Below are 24,047 nucleotides of genomic sequence, written 5' to 3'. Positions count from 1 at the left end.
CCACGGCAGCGCACAATGGCCCTAAGGCTTAAAGCGAAGTTAGATAAGGTGTGTAGATAACATGGGTATGCATCCCGTACAGGTGATCGCGGTGACCGGCGGCAAAGGCGGCGTTGGCAAGACCAATGTGTCGGTGAATTTGTCGCTGGCGTTGGCGGATCTCGGTCGGCGCGTAATGCTCATGGATGCCGACCTCGGTCTGGCCAACGTCGACGTGCTGCTCGGCCTGACGGCCAAGCGCACCCTGGCCGATGTCATCGACGGCCAGTGCGAACTGCGAGACGTGGTTCTGCAGGGGCCTGGCGGCATTCGTATCGTTCCCGCGGCCTCCGGCACCCAGAGCATGGTGCAGCTCACGCCCATGCAGCACGCCGGCCTGATCCAGGCCTTCAGCGACATCAGCGACAACCTCGACGTCCTGATCGTGGATACCGCCGCCGGTATCGGCGACTCGGTGGTGAGCTTCGTGCGCGCCGCCCAGGAAGTGCTGGTGGTGGTGTGCGATGAACCCACCTCGATCACCGATGCCTACGCGCTGATCAAGCTCCTCAACCGTGACCACGGCATGAACCGTTTCCGGGTGCTCGCCAATATGGCGCACAGCCCGCAGGAAGGCCGTAATCTCTTTGCTAAGCTGACCAAGGTGACCGACCGTTTTCTGGATGTCGCGCTGCAGTACGTGGGCGCGGTGCCGTACGACGAATCGGTACGCAAGGCCGTACAGAAACAACGTGCGGTGTATGAGGCGTTCCCTCGCTCGAAGTGCGCGCTGGCGTTCAAGGCGATTGCCCAGAAGGTGGATGCGTGGCCACTGCCGGCCAATCCGCGAGGCCATCTGGAATTCTTCGTTGAGCGCCTGGTGCAACAACCGACTGCAGACACGGCTGTATGACGACAGCCTCTGGACTCCGTATGTACAGCAAGGCAACAGCACGAGATTCACAGCATCAGTTGATCGAACGTTACGCGCCGTTGGTCAAGCGCATTGCCTATCACCTGTTGGCGCGGTTGCCCGCCAACGTGCAGGTGGATGATCTGATCCAGGCCGGGATGATCGGTCTGCTCGAGGCATCGCGCAAATATGACGCCGGCAAGGGCGCCAGTTTCGAGACGTTCGCCGGCATTCGCATTCGTGGCGCCATGCTCGATGAGGTCCGCAAGGGCGACTGGGCACCGCGTTCGGTACACCGCAACAGCCGTATGGTCAGCGACGCAATCAGAAAAATCGAAGCCAGAACGGGGCGAGACGCTAAAGATCAGGAGGTTGCTGCCGAACTCCAATTGAGTCTCGAAGATTACTACGGCATTCTTGGCGACACTTTGGGCAGCCGCCTGTTCAGTTTCGACGACCTGTTGCAGGAAGGCGAAAGCGGCGGACTGCAGGAAGACACGAATTCTTTGCACCATGGGCCATCGCATGAACTGGAAGACGATCGTTTCCAGGCCGCGCTGGTGGATGCCATCAGCAACCTGCCGGAGCGTGAGCGGTTGGTGTTGTCGCTGTATTACGACGAGGAATTGAACCTCAAGGAAATCGGCGAGGTACTGGGAGTGAGTGAGTCGCGGGTCAGCCAATTGCACAGTCAGTGTGCCGCGCGTTTACGCGCGCGGTTGGTGGAATGGCGCGCATAGGGAAATTTCAGGCGCTGGACATACACAGTGGACGCAGCAAAGCCGGGCGCAATAGGTTTGCGGCGTTCCGCCAGGCCGGTTTCACGATTTATAAGCGCTTTGGAATGCCGAGGCGTTTTAGGACTGTACGGAGGTCGACTTGGACAAGAACATGAAAATCCTCATCGTCGATGATTTCTCGACGATGCGACGGATCATCAAGAACCTCTTGCGTGATCTGGGGTTCACCAACACCGCGGAGGCCGACGACGGCACCACCGCATTGCCGATGCTGCAGAGCGGTAGCTTCGACTTCCTGGTGACCGACTGGAACATGCCGGGCATGAGTGGCATCGATTTGCTGCGCGCAGTGCGTGCCGACGAGCGCCTCAAGCAGATGCCCGTGCTGATGGTTACGGCAGAAGCCAAGCGTGATCAGATCATCGAGGCCGCCCAGGCCGGTGTGAACGGCTATGTGGTCAAGCCATTCACTGCCCAGGTGCTCAAGGAAAAGATCGAGAAAATCTTCGAGCGGGTCAACGGCTGATGTCTGCCGCGAGGTTGTTATGGAACACGATGATTCAAAAGAGGCCGACCTCGAGTCGACCCTGAAAAGCAATGCCCGCCAACTGGTCAACAGCCTCGAACAAGGCAACTTTGGCGAAGCGGTACAGCTGATCAACGAACTGAACAAGGCGCGCGACCGTGGTCTTTACCACGAAGTCGGCAAGCTCACCCGTGAGCTGCACAACGCTATCGTCAATTTTCAGCTCGACCCGCGCATGCCTCACGCCAAGGAGGTCTCGCAGATCTCCGATGCGACCGAGCGGCTCAATTACGTCGTGACCATGACCGAGCGTGCAGCCAACCGCACCATGGATCTGGTCGAGCAAAGCGCGCCGCTGGTCAACGACCTGAGCAGCGAAGCCGATGCCCTGAGCGAGGATTGGGGGCGCTTCATGCGTCGTGAAATGGGCGCTGACGCGTTCCGTGAACTGGCCAAGCGCATCGAGCTGTTTCTGGCGCGCAGCCAGCGTGACAGCAGCAAGCTGTCCGGGCACCTGAACGACATTTTACTGGCGCAGGACTATCAGGACCTGACCGGGCAAGTGATCAAGCGTGTCACGCAACTGGTCACCGAGGTCGAGAGCAATCTGCTGAAACTGGTGCTGATGGCCAGTCAGGTGGACCGCTTCGCGGGTATCGATCACGACCACGAAGAGCTGCGTGCCGAGCAAAACAAACAAAAACCTGCGTCACATGGTGAAGGTCCGCAGATTCATGCCGATAAGCGTGATGACGTTGCTTCTTCCCAGGACGACGTCGACGATTTGCTGTCCAGCCTGGGATTTTAGGAGCACGTCATATGAGCTTCGGCGCCGATGAAGAAATCCTCCAGGATTTCCTGGTAGAGGCCGGCGAGATTCTCGAGCAGTTGTCCGAGCAATTGGTAGAGCTGGAAAGCCGCCCGGACGATATGAACCTGCTCAACGCGATTTTTCGGGGATTTCACACGGTAAAAGGCGGTGCCGGTTTCCTTCAGCTCAATGAGCTGGTGGAGTGCTGTCATATCGCCGAGAACGTGTTCGACATCCTGCGCAAGGGTGAGCGTCGCGTCGACTCCGAGTTGATGGACGTGGTGCTCGAGGCGCTGGATGCCGTCAATGGCATGTTCGCCGAAGTGCGCGAGCGCGCCGAGCCGACGCCTGCATCTCCCGAGCTGCTGGCCGCCCTGGCGCGTCTGGCCGAGCCGGCCAGTGCCCAGCCGGCGCCGGTTGCCGCAGTCGCTGCGCCAGTGGCTGCTGCTGTCGCCGAGCCGGTGACAGCCGAAGCCTCGTCGGATATCACCGACAGCGAGTTCGAGCAGTTGCTCGACGCCCTGGGTGACGAGCCGCAGCCGCAAGCCAGCGCCTCTGATGATGAAATCAGCGATGACGAATTCGAGTCGCTGCTCGACCAGTTGCATGGCAAAGGCCAGTTCGCAGCGCCAGCAGCGGCTGCTGTCCAGGCGCCAGCGCCTGTGCCTGCTCTGGCCAGCGCTGCGAACAGCGCCAGCGGCGATGACATCACCGATGACGAATTCGAAGCCTTGCTCGACCAATTGCATGGCAAGGGCCAGTTCGTGGCTCCTGCGGTGGAAGCGCCGGCACCGGCTGCTCCTGCCGTATCCGCCAGCTCCGCGGCGCAGAGCGACGAAATCACCGATGATGAGTTCGAAGCGCTGCTCGATCAGTTGCATGGCAAAGGCAAGTTCGTCGAGCCGACACCGGTCGCTCCCGCTGCTCCCGCTGCTGCCGCTCCTGCTCCCGCAGCCGCTGCGGCCCCTGCGCCGAAGCCGGTAGCCAAACCCGCTGCGCCGGTAGCTGCCAAGGCTACGCCGGCACCTGCACCAGCACCTGCGGCCAAGGCAGAGCCGGCCAAGGCACCGGCTGCGCCGGCCGCCGCTGCTGCACCAGCCAGTGAAGCGGAAACCACCGTGCGGGTCGACACCGCGCGTCTGGACGAAATCATGAACATGGTCGGCGAGCTGGTGCTGGTGCGTAACCGCCTGGTGCGCCTGGGGCTCAACAGCGGCGACGAGGCCATGTCCAAGGCCGTGTCCAACCTAGACGTGGTCACCGCGGATCTGCAGACGTCGGTCATGAAGACCCGCATGCAGCCGATCAAGAAGGTCTTCGGGCGCTTCCCGCGCCTGGTTCGCGACCTGGCTCGCCAGTTGAAGAAAGAGATCAATCTGGAGCTGGTCGGTGAAGAGACCGATCTCGACAAGAACCTCGTCGAAGCCCTGGCCGACCCGTTGGTCCACTTGGTGCGCAACGCGGTCGACCACGGCGTGGAAAGCCCGGAAGAGCGCGAGGCCGCTGGCAAGTCGCGTACCGGTCGCGTGGTGCTGTCCGCCGAGCAGGAAGGTGACCACATCCTGCTGATGATCACCGATGACGGCAAGGGTATGGATGCCGACGTGCTGCGCAGCAAGGCCGTGGAAAAGGGCCTGCTGGACAAGGACGCCGCCGATCGCCTGACCGATCTGGAATGCTACAACCTGATCTTCGCCCCCGGTTTCTCGACCAAGACCGAGATTTCCGACGTGTCCGGCCGTGGCGTCGGCATGGACGTGGTGAAGACCAAGATTTCCCAGCTCAACGGCACGGTCAACGTGTTCTCGCAGAAAGGCCAGGGTTCGAAGATCGTCATCAAGGTGCCACTGACCCTGGCGATCATGCCAACGCTGATGGTGATGCTCGGCAACCAGGCGTTCGCCTTCCCGCTGGTCAACGTCAACGAGATCTTCCATCTCGACCTGTCGCGCACCAACGTGGTCGACGGCCAGGAAGTGGTGATCGTGCGCGACAAGGCATTGCCGCTGTTCTATCTCAAGCGCTGGCTGGTCAGCAAGGCTGCCCACGAAGAGCAAGGCGAAGGCCATGTGGTGATTCTCACCGTCGGCAATCAGCGTATCGGCTTCGTCGTCGATCAACTGGTCGGCCAGGAAGAGGTGGTGATCAAGCCGTTGGGCAAGATGCTGCAAGGCACGCCTGGCATGTCGGGTGCGACCATCACCGGCGACGGGCGCATCGCCCTGATTCTCGACGTGCCAAGCATGCTCAAACGCTACGCACGGCGTATCTGATCGTCCGCGGCGCGGCCTCTGCCGTGCCGCTTAGGAGTGTTTATGGTTGTCAAGGTACTGGTGGTCGACGACTCCGGCTTCTTCCGCCGCAGGGTTTCGGAGATCCTCTCGTCCGATCCCAACATCACCGTGGTCGGCACGGCCACCAACGGACGTGAGGCCATCGATCAGGCGCTGGCACTCAAGCCGGACGTGATCACCATGGACTACGAGATGCCGTTGATGGACGGCATCACGGCAGTACGCAGCATCATGCAACGCTGCCCGACACCGGTGTTGATGTTCTCCTCGCTCACCCACGAAGGCGCCCGGGTCACCCTGGATGCGCTGGATGCCGGGGCGGTGGATTTCCTGCCGAAGAATTTCGAGGACATCTCGCGCAACCCGGAGAAGGTCAAGCAACTGCTGTGCGAGAAGGTGCACAGCATTTCGCGCAGCAACCGCCGGGGGATCGGCACGGCGTCCCTGACGCCGCCTGCCGGCGGTAGCCTGAGCCGACCTGCCAGTACGTCGAGCGCACCTGCACCCGCGGCGCGGCCACAGCCAAGCGTGAGTCACCCGCCTGCCGAACGTCATTCGTCCAGCGCCAGTGCTGCGCCCAAGCGCAAGGCCTACAAGCTGGTGGCGATCGGCACCTCGACCGGCGGCCCGGTCGCTCTGCAGCGGGTGCTAACGCAGTTGCCGGCGAATTTCCCGACGCCGATCGTGTTGATCCAGCACATGCCTGCGGCCTTCACCAAGGCCTTCGCCGAACGTCTGGACAAACTCTGCAAGATCAACGTCAAGGAAGCCGAGGATGGCGACATCTTGCGCCCCGGGCTGGCCATTCTGGCGCCGGGCGGCAAGCAGATGATGATCGACGGGCGCGGCACCATCCGCATCCTGCCCGGCGACGAGCGTCTGAACTACAAACCCTGCGTGGATATCACCTTCGGTTCTGCCTCCAAGTCGTACAACGACAAGGTGCTGGCCGTGGTGTTGACCGGCATGGGGGCCGATGGTCGCGAAGGCGCTCGCCTGCTCAAGCAGGGGGGCAGCCAGGTATGGGCGCAGGACGAAGCCAGTTGCGTGATCTATGGCATGCCCATGGCGATCGTGAAGGCCAACCTGGCGGATGCGGTGTACCCGTTGGATGACATCGGCCGGCATCTGGTCGAGGCCTGCCTCTGATGGATGTACTGAGCCTGATCGGTCTCATCCTGGCATTCGTCGCCATACTTGGCGGCAATTACCTGGAAGGCGGTCATGTCTCGGCACTGCTCAACGGCCCGGCGGCGCTGATCGTGATCGGCGGTACGCTGGGTGCGGCGTTGCTGCAAACGCCGGTCATCGTATTCAAGCGCGCCATGAGCATCCTGCGCTGGATCTTCTTCCCGCCGCAGATCGATCTGCCTGGCGGTATCGACCGGGTGGTGAACTGGAGCATGACCGCGCGCAAGGAGGGCCTGCTCGGCCTCGAGGCGGTCGCTGACGGCGAAGCCGATCCCTACGCACGCAAGGGCCTGCAACTGCTGGTCGATGGCGCCGAGCCGGAAGCCATTCGCAGTATTCTCGAGGTCGATCTCTACACCCAGGAAAGTCGCGACATACAGGCTGCCAAGTTCTTCGAGTGCATGGGCGGTTACGCGCCGACCATCGGCATCATCGGCGCGGTCATGGGGCTGATCCACGTGATGGGCAATCTGGCCGATCCGAGCCTGCTCGGTGGCGGGATCGCCGTCGCTTTCGTCGCCACCATCTACGGCGTGGCCATCGCCAACCTGCTGCTGTTGCCCATCGGTGCCAAGCTCAAGTCCGTGGCCATGCGCCAGTCGGCGTATCGAGAAATGCTCCTCGAAGGCATTCTGTCCATCGGCGAGGGTGAGAACCCACGCTCCATCGAGTTGAAGCTGCAAGGCTTCATGAACTGATCATGGCTCGCCGACGCCGCCACGAAGAGCATGAGAATCACGAGCGCTGGCTGGTGTCCTACGCGGACTTCATCACGCTGCTGTTCGCCTTCTTCGTGGTGATGTACTCGATTTCCTCGATCAACGAAGGCAAGTACAAGATCCTTTCGGAAACCCTGACGGGCGTGTTCAATCAGCCTGATCGCTCGATCAAACCCATTCCGGTGGGTGATGAGCGACCGCGTACCACCGAGCCGGATCGCTCCATGGTGGATGAGGAAACGGCGCAGCAGATCGCCGCCTCGACCCTGGAGAGTATTGCCGACAGCGTGCGTGAAGCCTTCGGCGGGCTGCTGCAGAGCGATCAGCTGAAAGTGCGCGGCAACGAGCTGTGGATCGAAATCGAATTGAGCTCCGGGCTGTTGTTTCCCAGCGGCGATGCACTGCCCAACGATGCCGCCTTCGAGATCATCGAGAAGATTGCCAAGATTCTGGCGCCCTACGGCAACCCTGTGCACGTGGAAGGCTTCACCGACAATCAGCCGATCAGAACCGCGCAATTCCCAACCAACTGGGAGCTGTCTACCGCACGCGCTGCCAGCATAGTACGGATGCTGGCCATGGATGGCGTCGATCCGTCACGCATGGCGGCGGTGGGCTATGGCGAGTTTCAGCCGGTAGCCGACAACGCCACGGCAGAGGGCAGGGCGCGCAATCGTCGAGTGGTGTTGGTGGTCTCGCGTAATCTCGATGTGCGGCGTAGTGTAAGCGGCGTGGGTAGCGCCAATGCCCAGCCGGATGCGGCGATGCAGCGTGCTGGCACGCAACCTGCTTCAGCGCCTGCAGCACAGGCTCCAGCCAATGGCGCCGTCAATTCCCCGTCGCCTGCGCAATGAAGTGGGCACTCAGTCTCGGCCGGGCTCAGCCTGCTCCGGGAGGATGAAGAGTATGAGAGTTTGGGCTGTATCCAATCAGAAAGGCGGCGTGGGTAAAACCACCTCGACCATCGCCCTCGCAGGTCTGCTGGCAGACGCCGGCAAACGTGTGGTGGTGGTCGATCTCGACCCGCACGGCTCGATGACCAGCTATTTCGGTCACGATCCCGATAGCCTCGAAAACAGCGTCTTCGACCTGTTCCAGCATCAGGGCAGCGTGCCCCAGGGGCTGCCGCAGCAGCTGTTGCTGCCGACCAGTCACGAACGAATTTCCCTGCTGCCGTCGAGCACCGCACTGGCCACCCTGGAGCGACAGTCTCCCGGACAAAGTGGCCTGGGGCTGGTGGTCGCCAAGAGCCTGGCGCAGCTGTGGCAGGATTTCGACCACGCGGTGATCGACAGCCCGCCCTTGCTCGGTGTGCTGATGGTCAACGCCCTGGCAGCCAGCCAGCAGCTGGTGATTCCGGTGCAGACCGAGTTTCTTGCGGTCAAGGGGCTCGAGCGTATGGTCAGCACCCTGGCGATGATCAATCGCTCGCGCAAGCAAGCCTTGCCGTACACCATCGTGCCGACCCTGTTCGACCGCCGTACCCAGGCATCGATGTCGACGTTGCGGTTGCTCAAGAGCACCTATCCCGAGCATCTCTGGCAAGCCTATATCCCTGTCGACACCCGCCTGCGTGATGCCAGCCGGGCCGGGCTGACCCCCTCGCAGTTCGATGCCAACAGCCGCGGCTCCATCGCTTACCGGGCGCTGCTCAAGCATTTGCTGGCGCAGCAGCCTGCGTCTCAAGTGGCCTGATCCGCCATGGCCAGATATTCTGCGCAAACAGCCTCAAGTCTGCCGCCCTTGCGGCCGATAGCTCATACAGGTCTCCATTGCGGGTTGCATTCATGAGTCGTTCCACCGCCACAGCCACAAGGCCCCAACTGGCCCTGCAGTCGTACCTCGACGGGTTGCTGCAGGAGGCCGCGGTCGAGCTCGACCAGGAGCAGGCCCAGAGCAGCCTCGATGATTTCGAGGCTGCCGTGCTCGAGGAGCAGATTCGCGATGCCCAGGCCGCGCCGCGTGTCGAAGCCGCGCCCCTGACATTGGTGCAGCCGGTGGCCGAGGTGGTTGTCGAGCCGGTGGTCGAGGCATTGGCGCCGGTGTTCGTCGAGCCGATTGCCATGCCGTCGGTGGTCGAGCCTGTGGCCGAAGTGCATCGCCCGGCGCCGCAGATCGCCTCGGTGCTGGCAGACGGTCGTCCCGAGTGGGCTGAAGAGCCGTTCGAATGCCTGCTGTTCGACGTCGCTGGCCTGACGCTTGCCGTGCCACTGGTGTGTCTGGGCTCCATCTATCCGCTGGCGGGGCAGGACCTGACACCTTTGTTTGGCCAACCGGACTGGTTTCTCGGCATACTGCCATCACAGTCGGGCAACCTGAAGGTGCTCGACACCGCGCGCTGGGTTATGCCGGATCGCTATCGAGAGGATTTCCGCCAGGGGCTGCAGTACGTGATTTCCGTTCAGGGTTACGAGTGGGGTTTGGCCGTTCACCAGGTCAGCCGTTCGATTCGCCTGCACCCGGACGAGATCAAGTGGCGCAGTCAGCGGGCCCAGCGGCCCTGGCTGGCGGGTACGGTGATCGAACACATGTGTGCGCTGCTGGACGTCGCCGCATTGGCCGAGTTGATCGCCAGCGGCGCGACCAAGCGCATGAGCAACGGACAGATACACTGATTACTGGATGCGCGCGCCGTGGCGCGGGCAGCCGATTGAATAGCGGGAATCCCGCACACCGCCACACGCGGTCAATGACGAGGCTAGGCCATGAAGAAAAACTCTGCACAAGGCGCTGAAGATCCGATCCTGCAGTGGGTCACGTTCCGTCTGGACAACGAAACCTACGGCATCAACGTGATGCAGGTGCAGGAAGTCCTGCGCTACACGGAAATCGCCCCCGTACCGGGCGCGCCGAGCTACGTGCTGGGGATCATCAACCTGCGCGGTAACGTGGTCACCGTGATCGACACGCGCCAGCGTTTCGGCCTGGATTCCTCCGACGTCACCGACAACACCCGTATCGTCATCATCGAGGCGGACAAGCAGGTCGTGGGCATCATGGTCGATAGCGTGGCCGAAGTGGTTTACCTGCGTCAGTCCGAAGTGGAAACCGCACCGAACGTCGGCAACGACGAGTCGGCCAAGTTCATCCAGGGCGTGTGCAACAAGAACGGCGAGCTGTTGATCCTGGTCGAGCTGGACAAGATGATGACCGAGGAGGAGTGGTCGGAGCTGGAGAGCATCTGAGGTGCTCGAAGCTGCACTGATCGTTCTTGCCCTGGTCTGTGCCGGGCTGGTGGGTACCTGCGTGTGGTTGGCAGGGCGCTTGCGCCTGGCCAGCCAGCTACAGGCCGAGCGCGACACCCAGCGTGACCAGCGCATCCGCGAACTGGGCAAGCGCCTGGACACCTACCTGACTGGCAGCATCCGTATGGGCGAGGAGCTCCACGAGCTACGCCGCACCGTCGCGCCGCTGCCGGACAAACTGACCCAGATCGAACAACGCGATCCCTCCAGCCTGTCCTTCACCCAGGCCGCTCGCCTGGTCGGCATGGGTGCCAGCGCCGATGACCTGACTCAATCCTGCGGCCTGAGTAAGGCCGAAGCAGAGCTGGTCGCCAAGCTGCACCAGTCGCGCCGTACCTAGACGCCACAGCACTACGACAGCCCCGTAGGAGCCCGCTCGCGGGCGATACGATAGCGGCCACACCGCAATACCGCATCAAGCCCAGAAATCGCCAGCAAGCTGGCTCCTACGCCACGGCGCTACGACAGTCCTGTAGGAGCCCGCTTGCGGGCGAGGCGATAGCGGCCTTACCGCAACATCGCATCAAGACCAGAAATCGCCAGCAAGCTGGCTCCTACGTACAGCGGCGCTACCTGCCTCCGTAGGAGCCCGCTTGCGGGCGAGGCGATAGCGGCCATACCGCAACATCGCATCAAGCCCAGCAATCGCCAGCAAGCTGGCTCCTACGTACAGCGGCGCTACGACATTCCCGTAGGGCCCGCTTGCGGGCGATACGACAGCGGCCACACCGCAACATCGCATCAAGCCCAGAAATCGCCAGCAAACTGGCTCCTACGTACAGCGGCGCTACGACAATCCCGTAGGAGCCCGCTTGCGGGCGAGGCGATAGCGGCCACACCGCAACCCGCATCAAGCCCAGCAATCGCCAGCAAGCTGGCTCCTACGCAGCGGCGCGAGCCCGCTTGCGGGCGATACGATAGCGGCCATACCGCAACATCGCATCAGGACCAGGGATCGCCAGCAAGCTGGCTCCTACGTACAGCGGTGCGAGTCCGCTTGCGGGCGAGGCGGTGGCAGGCATGCCGCAACAACGGGTCAGGGCCAGCATTCACGCAGGGTCGCGGCTTCTCCAGGATTTGCACGAATCGCCGCCTGCGTCGAGCGAAGCGACGTTCGGGGTGCCGGCTTAGCGTTTGCTACTCGTGCGCTCCGGTCCGCCGAGCAGCAGCGGGCCGTCTTTCGGCTTGCCGCGCGGATCGAAGCCGGCCGGGAACTTGCCTTTCAGGTACCAGGCGAACGCGATGATTTCGGCGATGCAGCGATACAGCTGCTCGGGGATTGCCTCGCCCAATTCCAGCCGGGCCAGCAAGCGCACCAGCTCGGCATTCTCGTAGATCGGTACATCGTGGGCGCGGGCGATGGCGAGTATCGCTTCGGCGAGTTCGTCGTCGCCCTTGGCGCTGAGGTTGGGAGCGTTCTGGCCGTCGTAGGTGAGGGCGATGGCCTGACGGGGGGCTTTATTGCTCATGCGGTTTCATCGACCCAACGCTGTTCCAGTGAGGTTTTCGGGCCTTGCGGCGGCGTGCCCTGGCTACAGGCCAGGTCGCCGACGGTAAGGCCAGCTGCCACTAGGCGCTCACGCAGGTTGCCCAGTTCGCGGTCGATCAACCCCGCAGTGCTGGCACGCTCGGCCCAGAGTTGGCTGGACAGGCTGCCATGGGCCAGTTGCGCCTGGACCTGCAGTGGCCCCAACGGGTCCAGATCGAACGCCAGGTCGATACGCCAAAGCGCTTCCTTGGGATCCTGCTTGGCGGAGGGCGCAGGTTCTTCATGCTGGATCTTCACCTGCAGGGGCACCAGTTCATGCTGGTTGCGCATGGGCACCTCGATCTGCCAGGTCGTCACCAGTGCACCGTCGGGCCCGGTCTGGCTCTGTGCCAGGCTGGACAACTGATGGGTTTGCAGGCGCGAGATGGCGGCAGCGGCCAGTTTCAGCAGCGCTTCCAGGTCGGCCTCGCCGTCCATGGCCTGCATCAGGCGGCTGGGCAGGGGGAAGCTCATGGCCTGCTGACGACCGCTGCTCTGGCCGATATTGCCGAGAATATTGCGGGCGAAGGCGGGCAGTGCCTGGGTCATGGCATTGGTCGACGCGGTGGCGGCAGCCAGAGGCGCGGAACCGGGCAGCAACGGCAGCAACTGGCTGACCAGGCGCAGCAGGTTGGCCTTCATGTCGGCGCCCAGTGCGCCAGGCTGGCCGGTCAGCAGTTTGCTTTCGAGAAACAGGCCGCTGTTTTCCAGCGCCTGCATCAAGCCCTTGCCGCTGCTCATCTGCTCGCCACTTGGCAGCCCACCCAGCAGCTTGTCGATGCTGCCGCGCAGGCCATCGGGCATGCCATCCTGGCCGCCCATGCCCTTCAAGGCTGCCAGCAAGCCTTCCAGCGAGCCTTGGCGGCTCTGCTGGTTACCGAGCTGTTGGAGCAGCGCCAGTTGATCGAGCCTGCCGCTCAATGGCAGGAACGCCAGGGACTGATCGCCCTGCACGCGCGCGCTGAGCAGGCTGCCGAGGGGCAGGTCGAGATGGGTTTCCAGGCTCAGCTTGCTGCCGGCCAGTGGTGTGTTGAGCAGGTTCACCAGCACCTTGTAGACGGTTTGTGCAGCCTGAGCGGGCAGGGCTTCGCGGGCGATGACCTTGCCCTGCAGCAGGGTACCGACGGGCAATTGTTCGAGGTCGATACTGGTCAGCGGTTTACCGCCGGCGAGTACTGCCAGCGCCAGGCGCGTATCGGAAAGCGCCGTCACCGCCAGCGCCGTGCCCTGGGCGATGGGTTGCGGGCTGCTGGCCTGCAGCGTAGCCTGGCGACCGTTTTCCAGGGTGACGCGCAGCATCAGCTGGAAGTTCTGCGACACTTCCTTGAGGCCCACCACTTCTGCCTTGGCACTCTCGCCGCTGCTCATCAGGCCGTCGAGGGGCTGCAGAAGCTTTACCGCCAGGTCGGCAGCGTTGACTGGCGGCCTGTTGGCGGGAGCCGCTGCGGCGATAGGACGCGATCCACTGATCTCGGTCATTAAGTCTCATACTCTGTAGCCAAAAGCGCACTGCGAGTGGGCCTATTGGGCATGTATAATTCCGGCCACTTCAATGTCCGCATCATTATAGCGGCCACATTCGTCTCGACTTGAACCAGGTGTCCGCGCTGTGAGCAGTCCCTTTCTCGAAGCCATGGCACTTTCCTGCGAACGGGATTGGCGCCTGCTGTTCGAGAACCTCGATATTCAGCTGGACGCCGGGCAGATGCTACAGGTATCGGGCCCCAACGGCAGCGGCAAGACCAGCCTGCTGCGCGTGCTCGCCGGATTGAGACAACCCACTTCAGGGCAAATTCGCCTGAAGGGCCAGCCCCTGACCAGCCGCAGCGGCGATCTGGCCAGTGATCTGCTGTGGATCGGCCATGCCGCTGGCATCAAGGGTTTGCTCAGTGCCGAGGAAAATCTCGCCTGGCTGTGCGCCCTGCATCGCCCTGCGAGCCGTGAGCAGATCTGGCAGGCGCTGGAGTCGGTGGGGCTGCGCGGCTTCGAAGATGTGCCCTGTCACACCCTCTCGGCCGGCCAGCAACGCCGTGTGGCACTGGCGCGGCTTTATCTCGATGGCCCGCCGCTGTGGGTTCTCGACGAGCCTTTCACCGCTCTGGACAAGCACGCCGTCAGCCAACTGGAGGACCATCTGGCTGCGCATTGCCAGCAGGGTGGCCTGGTGATTCTGACCACCCACCATACGTTGAGCCGCATGCCAGCGAGTTACCGCGATCTTGATCTGGGACAGCATGCCGCATGAGTAGCGTATTTATGCTGCTGGCCGTGCGCGAGGCGCGACTGCTGTGTCGGCGCCCTGCAGAGCTGGCCAACCCACTGGTGTTTTTCGCTATCGTCATCGCCCTGTTTCCGTTGGCTGTCGGCCCGCAAACGCAACTGCTGCAAAGCCTTTCACCCGGCCTGATGTGGGTAGCGGCCTTGCTGGCGGTGTTGCTCTCCCTCGACGGCCTGTTTCGCAGCGATTTCGAGGACGGCTCCCTCGAACAGTGGGTGCTTTCCTCGCACCCGTTGCCGTTGCTGGTGCTGGCCAAGGTCTGCGCGCACTGGCTGTTTTCCGGCCTGGCCCTGGTGCTGCTGTCACCCTTGCTGGCCCTCATGCTCGGGCTGCCGGTGCGCTGCATGCCGGTGCTGCTCGCGTCGTTGCTGCTCGGCACGCCCATCCTCAGCCTGCTCGGCGCGGTCGGCGCCGCCCTTACCGTGGGCCTGAAACGCGGCGGGCTGCTGCTGGCACTGCTGATTTTACCCTTGTACATCCCGGTGCTGATTCTTGGCAGCGGGGCCTTGCAGGCGAGCCTGCAGGGGCTGCCGGTGGCGGGTCATCTGTTATGGCTGGCCAGCCTCACCGCATTGGCAGTAACCCTGACGCCTTTCGCCATTGCCGCTGGCCTGACCATCAGTGTCGGCGAATGATTCAACCGTGCTACCGAGGATGGCCAGCGATGGCCCCTACCTCGGAGAATGATGAGTGACCTGATGAATTGGACATGGTTTCACAAGCTGGGCTCGCCCAAATGGTTCTACGAGATCAGTGGCCGCTGGCTGCCCGGGCTGGCGATCGCCGCTGCCGTGCTGCTGGTCGTGGGTACGGTCTGGGGCCTGGCCTTCGCGCCGCCCGATTACCAGCAGGGCAACAGTTTCCGGATCATCTACATCCACGTGCCCGCGGCGTTCCTGGCCCAGTCGATCTACGTGATGCTGGCCGTGGCCGGCGTGGTCGGTCTGGTCTGGAAGATGAAACTGGCCGATGTCGCCCTGCAGCAGGCTGCCCCCGTCGGCGCCTGGATGACCGCCATCGCGCTGATCACCGGCGCGGTGTGGGGCAAGCCGACCTGGGGGACCTACTGGATCTGGGATGCGCGCCTGACCTCTATGTTGATCCTGCTGTTCCTGTATTTCGGCGTGATCGCCCTCGGCCAGGCGATCAGCAACCGCGACAGCGCCGCCAAGGCCTGTGCCGTGCTGGCGGTGGTCGGGGTGATCAACATTCCGATCATCAAGTACTCGGTGGAGTGGTGGAACACCCTGCATCAGCCGGCCACCTTCAGCGTTATCGACAAGCCGGCGATGCCCATGCAGATGTGGCTGCCACTGCTGATCATGGTGCTGGGCTTCTACTGCTTCTTCGCCGCCGTGCTGCTGATGCGCATGCGCCTCGAAGTGTTGCGCCGGGAAGCGCGCAGCAGCTGGGTGAAGGCCGAGATTCGCGCGCTGGTGGAGGGTAAACGATGAGCTTCGCGTCATTCGCCGACTTCCTCGCCATGGGCAACCACGGTGCCTATGTATGGTCGGCCTACGGTATCTGCCTGGCCGTGCTGGCGCTCAACGTGGTGCTGCCGCTGCGTGCGCGGCGTCGCCACCTGCAGGACGAGGCGCGTCGTATGCGTCGGGAGGAATCACGTTGAACGCTGTTCGCAAGAAACGCCTGTTCATCGTTCTGGCCATCGTCGCCGGGGTTGGTATTGCCGTGGCGCTGGCTCTGAGCGCGCTGCAGCAGAACATCAACCTGTTCTATACGCCGACGCAGATCGCCAATGGTGACGTGCCACACGACACCCGCATTCGTGCTGGCGGCCTGGTTGAGAAGGGCTCGGTGAAACGTTCCAGCGACTCTCTGCAGACCGACTTCGTGGTTACCGATGGCGTGGCGCGGGTGACCATCCGCTTTCACGGCATTTTGCCGGACCTGTTTCGCGAGGGGCAGGGTATCGTCGCCATGGGCAAGGTCGACGACAGCGGCATGCTGCTCGCCGACGAAGTGCTGGCCAAGCACGACGAGAATTACATGCCGCCGGAGGTCAAGCAGGCCCTGGAGCAGAGTGGCATGAACAAGCACTACGAGAAGGCCGGGGAGGCCGCGCGATGATTCCCGAACTTGGCCATCTGGCCATGATCCTGGCGCTGTGCCTGGCCCTGGTGCAGTCCACGCTGCCGCTGATCGGCGCCTGGCGCGGCGACCGGCAATGGATGAGCCTGGCGCAGCCGGCCGCCTGGGGGCAGTTCGCCTTTCTGACGTTCGCCTTCGCCTGTCTTACCTATTCCTTCATGGTCGACGATTTCTCGGTGGCCTACGTGGCGCAGAACTCCAATACCGCGCTGCCCTGGTATTACAAGTTCAGCGCGGTATGGGGCGCCCACGAGGGTTCACTGCTGCTCTGGGCGCTGATCCTCGGTGGCTGGACCTTCGCCGTGGCGATCTTTTCCCGACAGCTGCCGGAAGAGATGCTCGCCCGGGTGCTGGGTGTGATGGGCATCATCAGCGTCGGTTTCCTGCTGTTTCTGATCATCACGTCCAACCCGTTCACCCGCCTGCTGCCGAACGTGCCCGCCGATGGTCGCGATCTCAATCCGCTGCTGCAGGATTTCGGCCTGATCATTCACCCGCCGATGCTCTACATGGGCTATGTGGGTTTCTCCGTGGCCTTCGCCTTCGCCATTGCCGCACTGCTTGGCGGCAAGCTGGACGCCGCCTGGGCGCGCTGGTCACGGCCCTGGACCATCGTCGCCTGGGCCTTTCTGGGCATCGGCATCGCCCTGGGCTCCTGGTGGGCCTACTACGAACTGGGCTGGGGCGGCTGGTGGTTCTGGGATCCGGTGGAGAACGCCTCGTTCATGCCCTGGCTGGTCGGCACCGCGCTGATCCACTCCCTCGCCGTGACCGAAAAGCGCGGGGTATTCAAGAGCTGGACGGTGTTGCTCGCCATTGCCGCGTTCTCCCTGAGCCTGCTGGGTACCTTCCTGGTTCGCTCCGGTGTGCTGACTTCGGTGCACGCGTTCGCCAGCGACCCGGAGCGGGGCGTGTTCATTCTCGCGTTTCTGCTGCTGGTGGTCGGCGGCTCGCTGACCCTGTTCGCCCTGCGCGCCCCCGTGGTGCGCAGCCAGGTCGGCTTCAGCCTGTGGTCGCGGGAAACCCTGTTGCTGGCCAACAACCTGATTCTGGTGGTGGCGGCTTCTATGATCCTGCTCGGCACCCTCTATCCGCTGGTGCTGGATGCCTTGAGCGGCGCCAAACTGTCGGTCGGCCCGCCTTACTTCAACGCGCTGTTCGTGCCCTTGATGGGCTTGCTGATGGCGGTACTCGCGGTTGGCGTCTTGGTGCGCTGGAAGGACACGCCGCTGCGTTGGCTGCTCGGCATGCTCGCGCCGGTGCTGGTCGCCAGTGTGGTAGTGGCGCTGCTGGCCAGCTGGCTGTGGGGTGATTTTAACTGGGCGGTGCTCGGGGTCTGCCTGCTGGCCGCCTGGGTGGTGCTGGCCGGGCTGCGCGACATTCACGACAAGACCCGTCACAAGGGCCTGTTCAAGGGCATGGCCAGCCTGGGTCGCAGCTACTGGGGCATGCAGCTGGCGCACCTGGGCCTGGCGGTGTGCGCGCTGGGGGTGATCCTCACCAGCCTTGGCAGCTTCGAGCGTGACATGCGTATGGCGCCGGGCGATGCCGTGGAGCTGGGCGGCTACCGGTTCGTGTTCGAAGGTGCGGCGCATCACGAGGGGCCGAACTTCATCTCCGACCGCGGTACGGTACGGGTCTTCGAAGGGGAGCGGCAGATCGCCTTGCTGCACCCGGAAAAACGCCTGTACACCGTGCAGCAATCGGTGATGACCGAAGCCGGCATCGACGCCGGCCTGACCCGCGATCTCTTCGTCGCGCTCGGCGAGCCGCTGGAGCAGGGCGCCTGGGCCGTGCGCGTGCACATCAAGCCCTTCGTGCGCTGGATCTGGCTGGGTGCCCTGATGATGGGCTTTGGCGGCTTTCTCGCCGTCGCCGACAAACGCTACCGGATGAAGGTCAAGACGCGCGTCCGTGACGCCCTTGGCCTGCAGGAGGCACGAGCATGAGACGGCTGATTCTGTTGCTACCGCTGGTGATCTTTCTCGGCGTGGCGGTGTTTCTGTACCGCGGCCTGTTTCTCGACCCTGCCGAGCTGCCGTCGGCGCTGATCGACAAGCCTTTTCCTGCGTTCTCCCTGCCAGCAGTGCAGGGCCACCAACTGATCACCCAGGAAAACCTGCTGGGCAAGCCTTCGCTGGTCAACGTCTGGGCCACCTGGTGCGTCGCCTGCAAGGTCGAGCACCCGGTGCTCAACAAACTGGCCGCCCTGGGCGTGACCATCCATGGCGTCAACTACAAGGACGACAACGCTGCCGCGCAGAAATGGCTGAGCGATTTCCACGATCCTTATCAGCTAAACATCAGCGATCCGAAGGGCACGCTGGGCCTCGATCTGGGCGTGTACGGCGCGCCGGAGACCTTCTTCGTCGACGCCAAGGGCATCATCCGTCACAAGTTCGTCGGCGTGATCGACGAGGCGATCTGGCGTGAGAAGCTCGCGCCGCTATACCAGCAGATGGTCGACGAGGCCGGGCGATGAAGCGCCTGTTGATCGGGCTGAGCCTGTTGCTGGTGCTGGTCGGTGTCGCCCACGCGGCCATCGATACCTACGAGTTCGCCAGTGAGGCAGAACGGGCCCGCTACCGCCAACTCACCGAAGAACTGCGCTGCCCGAAATGCCAGAACCAGAACATTGCCGATTCCGACGCGCCGATCGCCATGGACCTGCGTGCCGAGATCTACCGCAAACTGGAGGCGGGTGACAGCAATGCGCAGATCATCGATTACCTGGTCGCCCGTTATGGCGATTTCGTGCTCTACAAGCCGCCGGTCACCCGCCGCACGCTGTTGCTCTGGTATGGCCCGGCAGCGCTTCTGGTCGGTGGCTTCGTGCTGCTCGGGGTGATCGTCCTGCGCCGTCGCAAGGCTGGCGGGGAGGTCTCCACCGGTCTGTCGAGCGATGAACAGCAACGTTTGGCGCAGCTGCTCGAGCAGGCGCCTCTGGATAAGAAAGAGCCATGATCGAATTCTGGTTGTCCGCCGGGCTGCTGTGTCTGCTCGCCGTGAGTTTTCTGCTGATCCCGCTGCTGCGCGGTCGCAAGGTTCAAACCGAGGAGGATCGCACCGCCCTGAACGTCACCCTGTACCAGGAGCGCCTGCGCGAGCTGGAGCAGCAGCACCAGGCCGGAACGCTGGATGACGCCCGATTGCAAACGGCCCGTGACGAGGCTGCGCGTGAGCTGATTGCCGATACCGAAGGCAGCGGTGAGACGAAGGCCGGGCGCCTGGGGCGCACCGTGCCGCTGATCGCCGCCGTGCTGGTTCCGCTGCTTGGCGTGCTGCTCTATGCGCAGTGGGGCGCTATCGGCGAGGTCGAGCGGGCGCGGACCTTCACTGGCGAGCCGCGCAGCATCGAGGAAATGACCGCGCGCCTGGAGCAGGCCGTGCAAGGCAATCCGGAGTCCCCCGAGGGCTGGTACTTCCTGGGTCGCAGCTACATGGCGCAGGAGCGCCCGGCGGATGCAGCGCGCGCGTTCGAGCAGGCGGTAAAGGTCGCTGGTCGCGAGCCCGAGCTGCTTGGGCAGTGGGCTCAGGCCCTGTACTTTGCCGGCAATAAACAGTGGGCCGCGCAACTGGATGCGCTGACCGGCGAAGCCTTGAAGGCCGACCCGGAAGAAGTCACCAGCCTGGGCTTGCTGGGCATCGCCGCTTACGAGGAGCAGCGCTTTCAGGACGCCATCAGCTACTGGGAACGCCTCGTCGCGATCTTGCCCGAGGGCGATCCGTCCCGTCAGGCAATCGCTGGCGGCATCGCTCGTGCCCGTCAGGAAATCGATCCGCAAGCCGGCGCTGCCGCCACCGCGCAGACGCCGGAAATCGGCAGCCTGCAGGTGCGTGTCGAACTGGCGGATGCGCTGCGTGACAAGGTGCAGCCGGGCGACACGGTGTTCGTCTTCGCCCGTGCTGCGTCCGGGCCGCCCATGCCGTTGGCGGTCAAGCGCCTGAGCGTGGCCGATCTGCCAGCGCAGGTCAGCCTCTCGGACAGCGATGCGATGATGCCGCAACTGAAACTTTCCGCGTTCGACCAGGTTCAACTGGTAGCGCGCATTTCGCGCGCCGGCGATGCGAAGAGCGGCGAGTGGATCGGCCAGGGGCAACCGTTGTCCAGCACCACCCAGACCGTGCAACGCCTGATCATCGATAGCGCTGACGGCAAACAACCATGAATAAACTGATGTCGGCTGCCCTTGCGGCCACCCTGTTGAGCCTCGCCGGCTGTACATTGCACAGCCCCGCACCCGGTACCGATGGCCCCTCGGCACCTGCTGGCTCACCGCCAGCCAGCAAATCCCACCCGCGCTTCGCACCGCCGCCGGGCGTCTCCAGTCATTGGGATGGCGGTTTGGGGGTCTATGTCGTCGACTCCGAGCGGGACACCTACTACCGCGAGCGCACCTTCTACCGCTGGAGCGATGGCTGGAGCTGGGCTGGCACCTTGCAGGGCCCATGGCAAACCGTGGACAGCAGCGGCGTACCCCCAGCCCTCTACCGGCATCACGCCCAGTAAGCGTCGCCTTCGACGCGGTATCCGACGCCGCGTGAACATCAGCCGCTACCGCGTTGAATGGCTTGGTGGGTCGATGAAGCGTGACCCACCCTACGGTCGTAGGAGCCTGCTTTCGGGCGATGCAATGATAGCTGTCCAGCGGCGTAGGGTGGGCTTCAGCCCACCAACACTGGCGTTTCGCATCAGGCGTCATCCCGCCGCCAGTACCCTGCCGCCTTGATGCGTTTCTCATCGATCTCCTGCTCTTCGATCAGCATGCGACGAACCTTGCGAGACTGATTGGCCTCGCAGGCGACCCAGGCGTACAGCTCGCCTTCAGGCTTGCGCAATGCGCGCGTGGCGTCGAGCAGGCTGCGTTCGCCGCGAATCAGCCAGTGCAGTTGCACCTCGGCCGCGCTGGGCAATCGCTGTTTTTCCGCCTCGTTCTCGATCTCCACCAGCACCGTCGCCTTGCGCCCTGGTGTGAGCGCCTCCAGCCATCGACCAATGGCGGGCAGGGCGGTTTCGTCGCCGATCAGCAGGTAGGCATCGAAGATATCCGGCACCACCAGAGAGCTCCGTGGCCCGGCGATATACAACTGCTGCCCCGGCTGCACCTGACTCGCCCAGGTGGAAGCAGGCCCGTCGCCGTGCAGGACGAAGTCCACGTCCAGTTCACCAGCCTGCGGGTCGTAGCGGCGCGGCGTGTAGTCCCGCGTTAACGGTCGTTCGCCATCGCGGCCCGCCAGAAAATCATCGAGGCGGCGTTGTTCGTCTTCGTTGTGTGCGAACAGTAGCTTGATGTGGTCATCCGCAGCGGCGGAAACGAAACCCTCGAGCGCCTCGCCAGTGAAGGTCACGCGGCGCATGCGTGGGGTGACATCCGCTACCCGTGCCACCGTCAGGCAGCGGCGGGCGGTGGGGTGCATCACCCGCTCGATGATCTTGGCCCTGGAGGTCACTCGTCTCACTCCTTTTTCCTAGAGGCATGACTTGCTCTGCCAGTGACAGTCTTGTGATCACCGAGTGCCAGTTTTGAGCCTCGGATACAGGGGCAAGCTCAGGATCGCTGCCGATTACCTTGCGATTATCGCACCGCAGTTCGATAATCGCGCATATCGTCAGGATGAGTTGATAGCCATGACCGAATCCCGTTCCCTGCCAAGCCCGATGGCGCCACCGATCATCGCATCGCCGGCTAAGCGTATCGAAGCGTTCACGGGCGATCCGAATTTCATGACTTCGCTCGCGCGCGGGCTGGCGGTCATCCATGCCTTTCAGGAGCGCAAGCGCCACCTGACCATCGCGCAGATCAGCCACCGTACCGAGATTCCCCGTGCCGCCGTGCGCCGCTGCCTGCACACCCTGATGAAGCTGGGCTACGTGACCACCGACGGGCGGGTCTATTCGCTACTGCCCAAGGTGCTGACGCTGGGCCACGCCTATCTGTCCTCGACGCCCATGGCGGTCACTGCCCAGCCGATCCTCGACCGGCTCAGCGAGCAACTGCACGAAGCCTGCTCCATGGCCACGCTGGAGGGCGACGAGATTCTCTACATCGCCCGTTCGGCCACGCCGCAGCGGCTCATCTCCGTTGACCTCAGCGTGGGTAGCCGGCTGCCGGCGTATTGCACGTCCATGGGCCGCATCCTGCTTGCAGCCTTGGGAGATGCGGCGCTGGACGATTACCTGAGCCATGCCGATCTGCAGGTAAAGACCAGTCGCACCCTGCACACGGCGGAAGACCTGCGCGCCAATATCGAGGAGATTCGCCGTCAGGGTTGGGTGATCATCGATCAGGAGCTGGAAGTCAGCCTGCGTTCCATCGCTGTACCGCTCAAGGATTCTGCCGGCCAGGTGCTGGCAGCGCTGAATGTCGGTACCCACGTTGGCCGCGTTTCGCGACAGGAGCTGGAAAATCGTTTCCTGCCGATCCTGCTGGAAGCCAGCCATGAGCTGAGTACGCGGCTGTTTCAGTGACGTGAAAAACACTCCCGGGTGTCGCGGCGCTCGACCCCGGCTACGTGCGAGCAACCGTCGGAATGGCGGCCTGGGTCGAGCGAAGCGATACCCAAGGACATGACCGACACACGATCTCCCCGCCATACCCGGCCCGCGGTCTGCCCATTCAACAGGCTGATGATGGCTGGGGCCTGGGTTTGCCTTCGCTACACTCGGGCTGTCTTTCATTGGCCAGCAGGGCAGGTTGCGTATGCACAATCGCATGATGATCACGGGTGCCGGGTCCGGTTTGGGGCGTGAGATCGCGCTGCGTTGGGCCCGTGAGGGCTGGCGCCTGGCGCTGTCGGACGTCAACGATGCGGGGCTGGCCGAGACCCTGAAGCTGGTGCGTAACGCTGGCGGGGAAGGTTTCACCCTGCGCTGTGACGTGCGCGATTACAGCCAGCTCACCGCGTTCGCTCAGGCGTGCGAAGAGAAGCTGGGTGGCATCGATATCATCGTCAACAACGCCGGTGTCGCCTCGGGCGGTTTCTTCGCCGAGCTGTCCCTCGAAGACTGGGATTGGCAACTGGCGATCAACCTGATGGGCGTGGTGAAAGGCTGCAAAGCCTTCCTGCCGCTGCTCGAACGCAGCCAGGGGCGCATCGTCAACATCGCTTCGATGGCGGCACTGATGCAGGGGCCGGGCATGAGCAACTACAACGTCGCCAAAGCTGGCGTGGTGGCGTTGTCGGAGAGCCTGCTGGTCGAGCTCAAACCGCTGCAGGTTGGCGTGCACGTGGTGTGTCCGTCGTTCTTCCAGACCAACCTGCTCGATTCCTTCCGCGGCCCTACGCCTGCCATGAAGGCTCAGGTCGGCAAGTTGCTGGAGAGCTCGCCGATCAATGCCGAATTCATCGCCGATTACATCTTCCAGGCGGTGGCCGACGGGCAGTTCATGATCCTGCCCCACGAGCAGGGCCGCCAGGCCTGGGCGCTGAAGCAGAAGAATCCGCAACTGCTCTATGACGAAATGACGCTCATGTGCGAAAAGATGCGCGCCAAGGCAACTGGTCTCAGAGAATCCTGAAGCCCTACGCAACCGTACCGCCGCAACCCTGCAGGAGCCCGCTTGCAGGCGATGCGGTCTTAGCCGCCATGCAATGGCCAGCAATCGCCAGCAAGCTGGCTCCTACAAAGGACCAGCCCCTGCCGCCCGCGGCACCGCCATGTAGGGACCAGCCCCTGCCGTCCGCAGCACCGCCATGTAGGAGCCCGCTTGCG

General features: G+C 63.4%; 27 protein-coding genes. 24 read left to right on the top strand and 3 right to left on the bottom strand.

Annotated elements, in window-relative coordinates:
- Positions 1-61: 61 nt before the first annotated feature.
- The 12 genes from fleN (at position 62) to FHR27_RS09795 (ending at position 10,758) form a co-directional block, all read left to right on the top strand.
- Entirely contained in the window at positions 62-892 is an 831-nt protein-coding gene (gene fleN, locus FHR27_RS09850) for a flagellar synthesis regulator FleN (protein ID WP_179538478.1), read from the top strand.
- Positions 889-1,632: an RNA polymerase sigma factor FliA gene (gene fliA / locus FHR27_RS09845; protein ID WP_082045875.1), complete on the top strand. Its 744-nt coding sequence runs from the start codon at positions 889-891 to the stop codon at positions 1,630-1,632. The genes fleN and fliA overlap by 4 nt, the downstream gene beginning before the upstream one ends.
- A gap of 151 nt (positions 1,633-1,783) precedes the next feature.
- Positions 1,784-2,158, top strand: a complete 375-nt coding sequence (locus tag FHR27_RS09840; RefSeq protein WP_175154250.1) for a chemotaxis response regulator CheY — start codon at positions 1,784-1,786, stop codon at positions 2,156-2,158.
- Positions 2,159-2,177: 19 nt separating this feature from the next.
- The gene (locus tag FHR27_RS09835; protein ID WP_042555803.1) at positions 2,178-2,966 is read left to right on the top strand and encodes a protein phosphatase CheZ; all 789 of its coding nucleotides are present in this window, start codon (positions 2,178-2,180) and stop codon (positions 2,964-2,966) included.
- 11 nt (positions 2,967-2,977) lie between these two features.
- On the top strand, positions 2,978-5,242 hold the full coding sequence (locus FHR27_RS09830) for a chemotaxis protein CheA (RefSeq protein ID WP_179538477.1): 2,265 nt from the start codon (positions 2,978-2,980) through the stop codon (positions 5,240-5,242).
- 42 nt (positions 5,243-5,284) lie between these two features.
- On the top strand, positions 5,285-6,412 hold the full coding sequence (locus FHR27_RS09825) for a protein-glutamate methylesterase/protein-glutamine glutaminase (RefSeq protein WP_042555805.1): 1,128 nt from the start codon (positions 5,285-5,287) through the stop codon (positions 6,410-6,412).
- Positions 6,412-7,152, top strand: coding sequence for a flagellar motor protein (locus FHR27_RS09820; protein WP_179538476.1), 741 nt, complete (start codon positions 6,412-6,414; stop codon positions 7,150-7,152). The genes FHR27_RS09825 and FHR27_RS09820 overlap by 1 nt, the downstream gene beginning before the upstream one ends.
- A gap of 2 nt (positions 7,153-7,154) precedes the next feature.
- Entirely contained in the window at positions 7,155-8,027 is an 873-nt protein-coding gene (gene motD, locus FHR27_RS09815; RefSeq protein ID WP_042555807.1) for a flagellar motor protein MotD, read from the top strand.
- Positions 8,028-8,079: 52 nt separating this feature from the next.
- The gene (locus FHR27_RS09810) at positions 8,080-8,868 is read left to right on the top strand and encodes a ParA family protein (RefSeq protein WP_179538475.1); all 789 of its coding nucleotides are present in this window, start codon (positions 8,080-8,082) and stop codon (positions 8,866-8,868) included.
- Between the two features lie 92 nt (positions 8,869-8,960).
- A complete protein-coding gene (locus tag FHR27_RS09805) occupies positions 8,961-9,788 on the top strand; it encodes a CheW domain-containing protein (RefSeq protein WP_179538474.1) in 828 nt (275 codons plus the stop codon).
- A gap of 90 nt (positions 9,789-9,878) precedes the next feature.
- Positions 9,879-10,358 carry a chemotaxis protein CheW gene (locus FHR27_RS09800; RefSeq protein WP_042555810.1) on the top strand — a complete coding sequence of 160 codons (480 nt, stop codon included), beginning with the start codon at positions 9,879-9,881 and terminating at the stop codon, positions 10,356-10,358.
- Between the two features lies 1 nt (position 10,359).
- Positions 10,360-10,758 (top strand): DUF2802 domain-containing protein, encoded by a 399-nt coding sequence (locus tag FHR27_RS09795; RefSeq protein WP_042555811.1) that lies wholly within the window; start codon positions 10,360-10,362, stop codon positions 10,756-10,758.
- Between the two features lie 787 nt (positions 10,759-11,545).
- Here the strand turns inward: FHR27_RS09795 and FHR27_RS09790 are convergent.
- Together FHR27_RS09790 and fliK are read right to left on the bottom strand one after the other, a co-directional pair.
- Complete coding sequence (locus tag FHR27_RS09790) at positions 11,546-11,887, bottom strand: EscU/YscU/HrcU family type III secretion system export apparatus switch protein (RefSeq protein ID WP_042553972.1); 342 nt, start codon at positions 11,885-11,887, stop codon at positions 11,546-11,548.
- Complete coding sequence (gene fliK, locus FHR27_RS09785; RefSeq protein WP_179538473.1) at positions 11,884-13,425, bottom strand: flagellar hook-length control protein FliK; 1,542 nt, start codon at positions 13,423-13,425, stop codon at positions 11,884-11,886. Before fliK ends, FHR27_RS09790 begins: the two co-directional genes overlap by 4 nt.
- A 130-nt stretch (positions 13,426-13,555) precedes the next feature.
- On the opposite strand from fliK, the gene ccmA reads away from it, so the two are divergent.
- Genes ccmA through FHR27_RS09735 form a run of 10 tightly spaced genes read left to right on the top strand, consistent with a single transcriptional unit; the run spans position 13,556 to position 20,843 of the window.
- Positions 13,556-14,191, top strand: a complete 636-nt coding sequence (gene ccmA, locus FHR27_RS09780) for a cytochrome c biogenesis heme-transporting ATPase CcmA (RefSeq protein ID WP_042553974.1) — start codon at positions 13,556-13,558, stop codon at positions 14,189-14,191.
- On the top strand, positions 14,188-14,859 hold the full coding sequence (gene ccmB / locus FHR27_RS09775; RefSeq protein WP_042553975.1) for a heme exporter protein CcmB: 672 nt from the start codon (positions 14,188-14,190) through the stop codon (positions 14,857-14,859). Before ccmA ends, ccmB begins: the two co-directional genes overlap by 4 nt.
- 60 nt (positions 14,860-14,919) lie before the next feature.
- Positions 14,920-15,678 (top strand): heme ABC transporter permease, encoded by a 759-nt coding sequence (locus FHR27_RS09770; RefSeq protein ID WP_179540077.1) that lies wholly within the window; start codon positions 14,920-14,922, stop codon positions 15,676-15,678.
- Complete coding sequence (gene ccmD, locus FHR27_RS09765; RefSeq protein ID WP_042553976.1) at positions 15,675-15,851, top strand: heme exporter protein CcmD; 177 nt, start codon at positions 15,675-15,677, stop codon at positions 15,849-15,851. The genes FHR27_RS09770 and ccmD overlap by 4 nt, the downstream gene beginning before the upstream one ends.
- The gene (ccmE, locus tag FHR27_RS09760; protein ID WP_042553977.1) at positions 15,848-16,312 is read left to right on the top strand and encodes a cytochrome c maturation protein CcmE; all 465 of its coding nucleotides are present in this window, start codon (positions 15,848-15,850) and stop codon (positions 16,310-16,312) included. Before ccmD ends, ccmE begins: the two co-directional genes overlap by 4 nt.
- Entirely contained in the window at positions 16,309-18,282 is a 1,974-nt protein-coding gene (locus tag FHR27_RS09755; protein WP_179538472.1) for a heme lyase CcmF/NrfE family subunit, read from the top strand. The genes ccmE and FHR27_RS09755 overlap by 4 nt, the downstream gene beginning before the upstream one ends.
- Positions 18,279-18,815 (top strand): DsbE family thiol:disulfide interchange protein, encoded by a 537-nt coding sequence (locus tag FHR27_RS09750; RefSeq protein WP_042553979.1) that lies wholly within the window; start codon positions 18,279-18,281, stop codon positions 18,813-18,815. Before FHR27_RS09755 ends, FHR27_RS09750 begins: the two co-directional genes overlap by 4 nt.
- Positions 18,812-19,297 (top strand): cytochrome c-type biogenesis protein, encoded by a 486-nt coding sequence (locus FHR27_RS09745; protein WP_179538471.1) that lies wholly within the window; start codon positions 18,812-18,814, stop codon positions 19,295-19,297. Before FHR27_RS09750 ends, FHR27_RS09745 begins: the two co-directional genes overlap by 4 nt.
- Positions 19,294-20,502, top strand: coding sequence for a c-type cytochrome biogenesis protein CcmI (gene ccmI, locus FHR27_RS09740; protein WP_179538470.1), 1,209 nt, complete (start codon positions 19,294-19,296; stop codon positions 20,500-20,502). Before FHR27_RS09745 ends, ccmI begins: the two co-directional genes overlap by 4 nt.
- Positions 20,499-20,843, top strand: a complete 345-nt coding sequence (locus FHR27_RS09735) for a hypothetical protein (RefSeq protein ID WP_179538469.1) — start codon at positions 20,499-20,501, stop codon at positions 20,841-20,843. The genes ccmI and FHR27_RS09735 overlap by 4 nt, the downstream gene beginning before the upstream one ends.
- Positions 20,844-21,025: 182 nt before the next feature.
- On the opposite strand, the gene FHR27_RS09730 is transcribed toward FHR27_RS09735, so the two are convergent.
- Positions 21,026-21,784 carry a siderophore-interacting protein gene (locus FHR27_RS09730; protein WP_373565119.1) on the bottom strand — a complete coding sequence of 253 codons (759 nt, stop codon included), beginning with the start codon at positions 21,782-21,784 and terminating at the stop codon, positions 21,026-21,028.
- Between the two features lie 178 nt (positions 21,785-21,962).
- Between FHR27_RS09730 and FHR27_RS09725 the strand changes: the two genes are divergently transcribed.
- Together FHR27_RS09725 and FHR27_RS09720 are read left to right on the top strand one after the other, a co-directional pair.
- A complete protein-coding gene (locus tag FHR27_RS09725) occupies positions 21,963-22,802 on the top strand; it encodes an IclR family transcriptional regulator domain-containing protein (protein ID WP_042553983.1) in 840 nt (279 codons plus the stop codon).
- 232 nt (positions 22,803-23,034) lie between these two features.
- Positions 23,035-23,853 (top strand): SDR family oxidoreductase, encoded by an 819-nt coding sequence (locus FHR27_RS09720; RefSeq protein WP_179538468.1) that lies wholly within the window; start codon positions 23,035-23,037, stop codon positions 23,851-23,853.
- Positions 23,854-24,047 lie beyond the last annotated feature (194 nt).

Origin of the sequence: Pseudomonas flavescens, assembly GCF_013408425.1 — a bacterium.
GTDB lineage: Bacteria > Pseudomonadota > Gammaproteobacteria > Pseudomonadales > Pseudomonadaceae > Aquipseudomonas > Aquipseudomonas fulva_A.
This window is presented reverse-complemented; position numbering and strand designations above follow the sequence as displayed.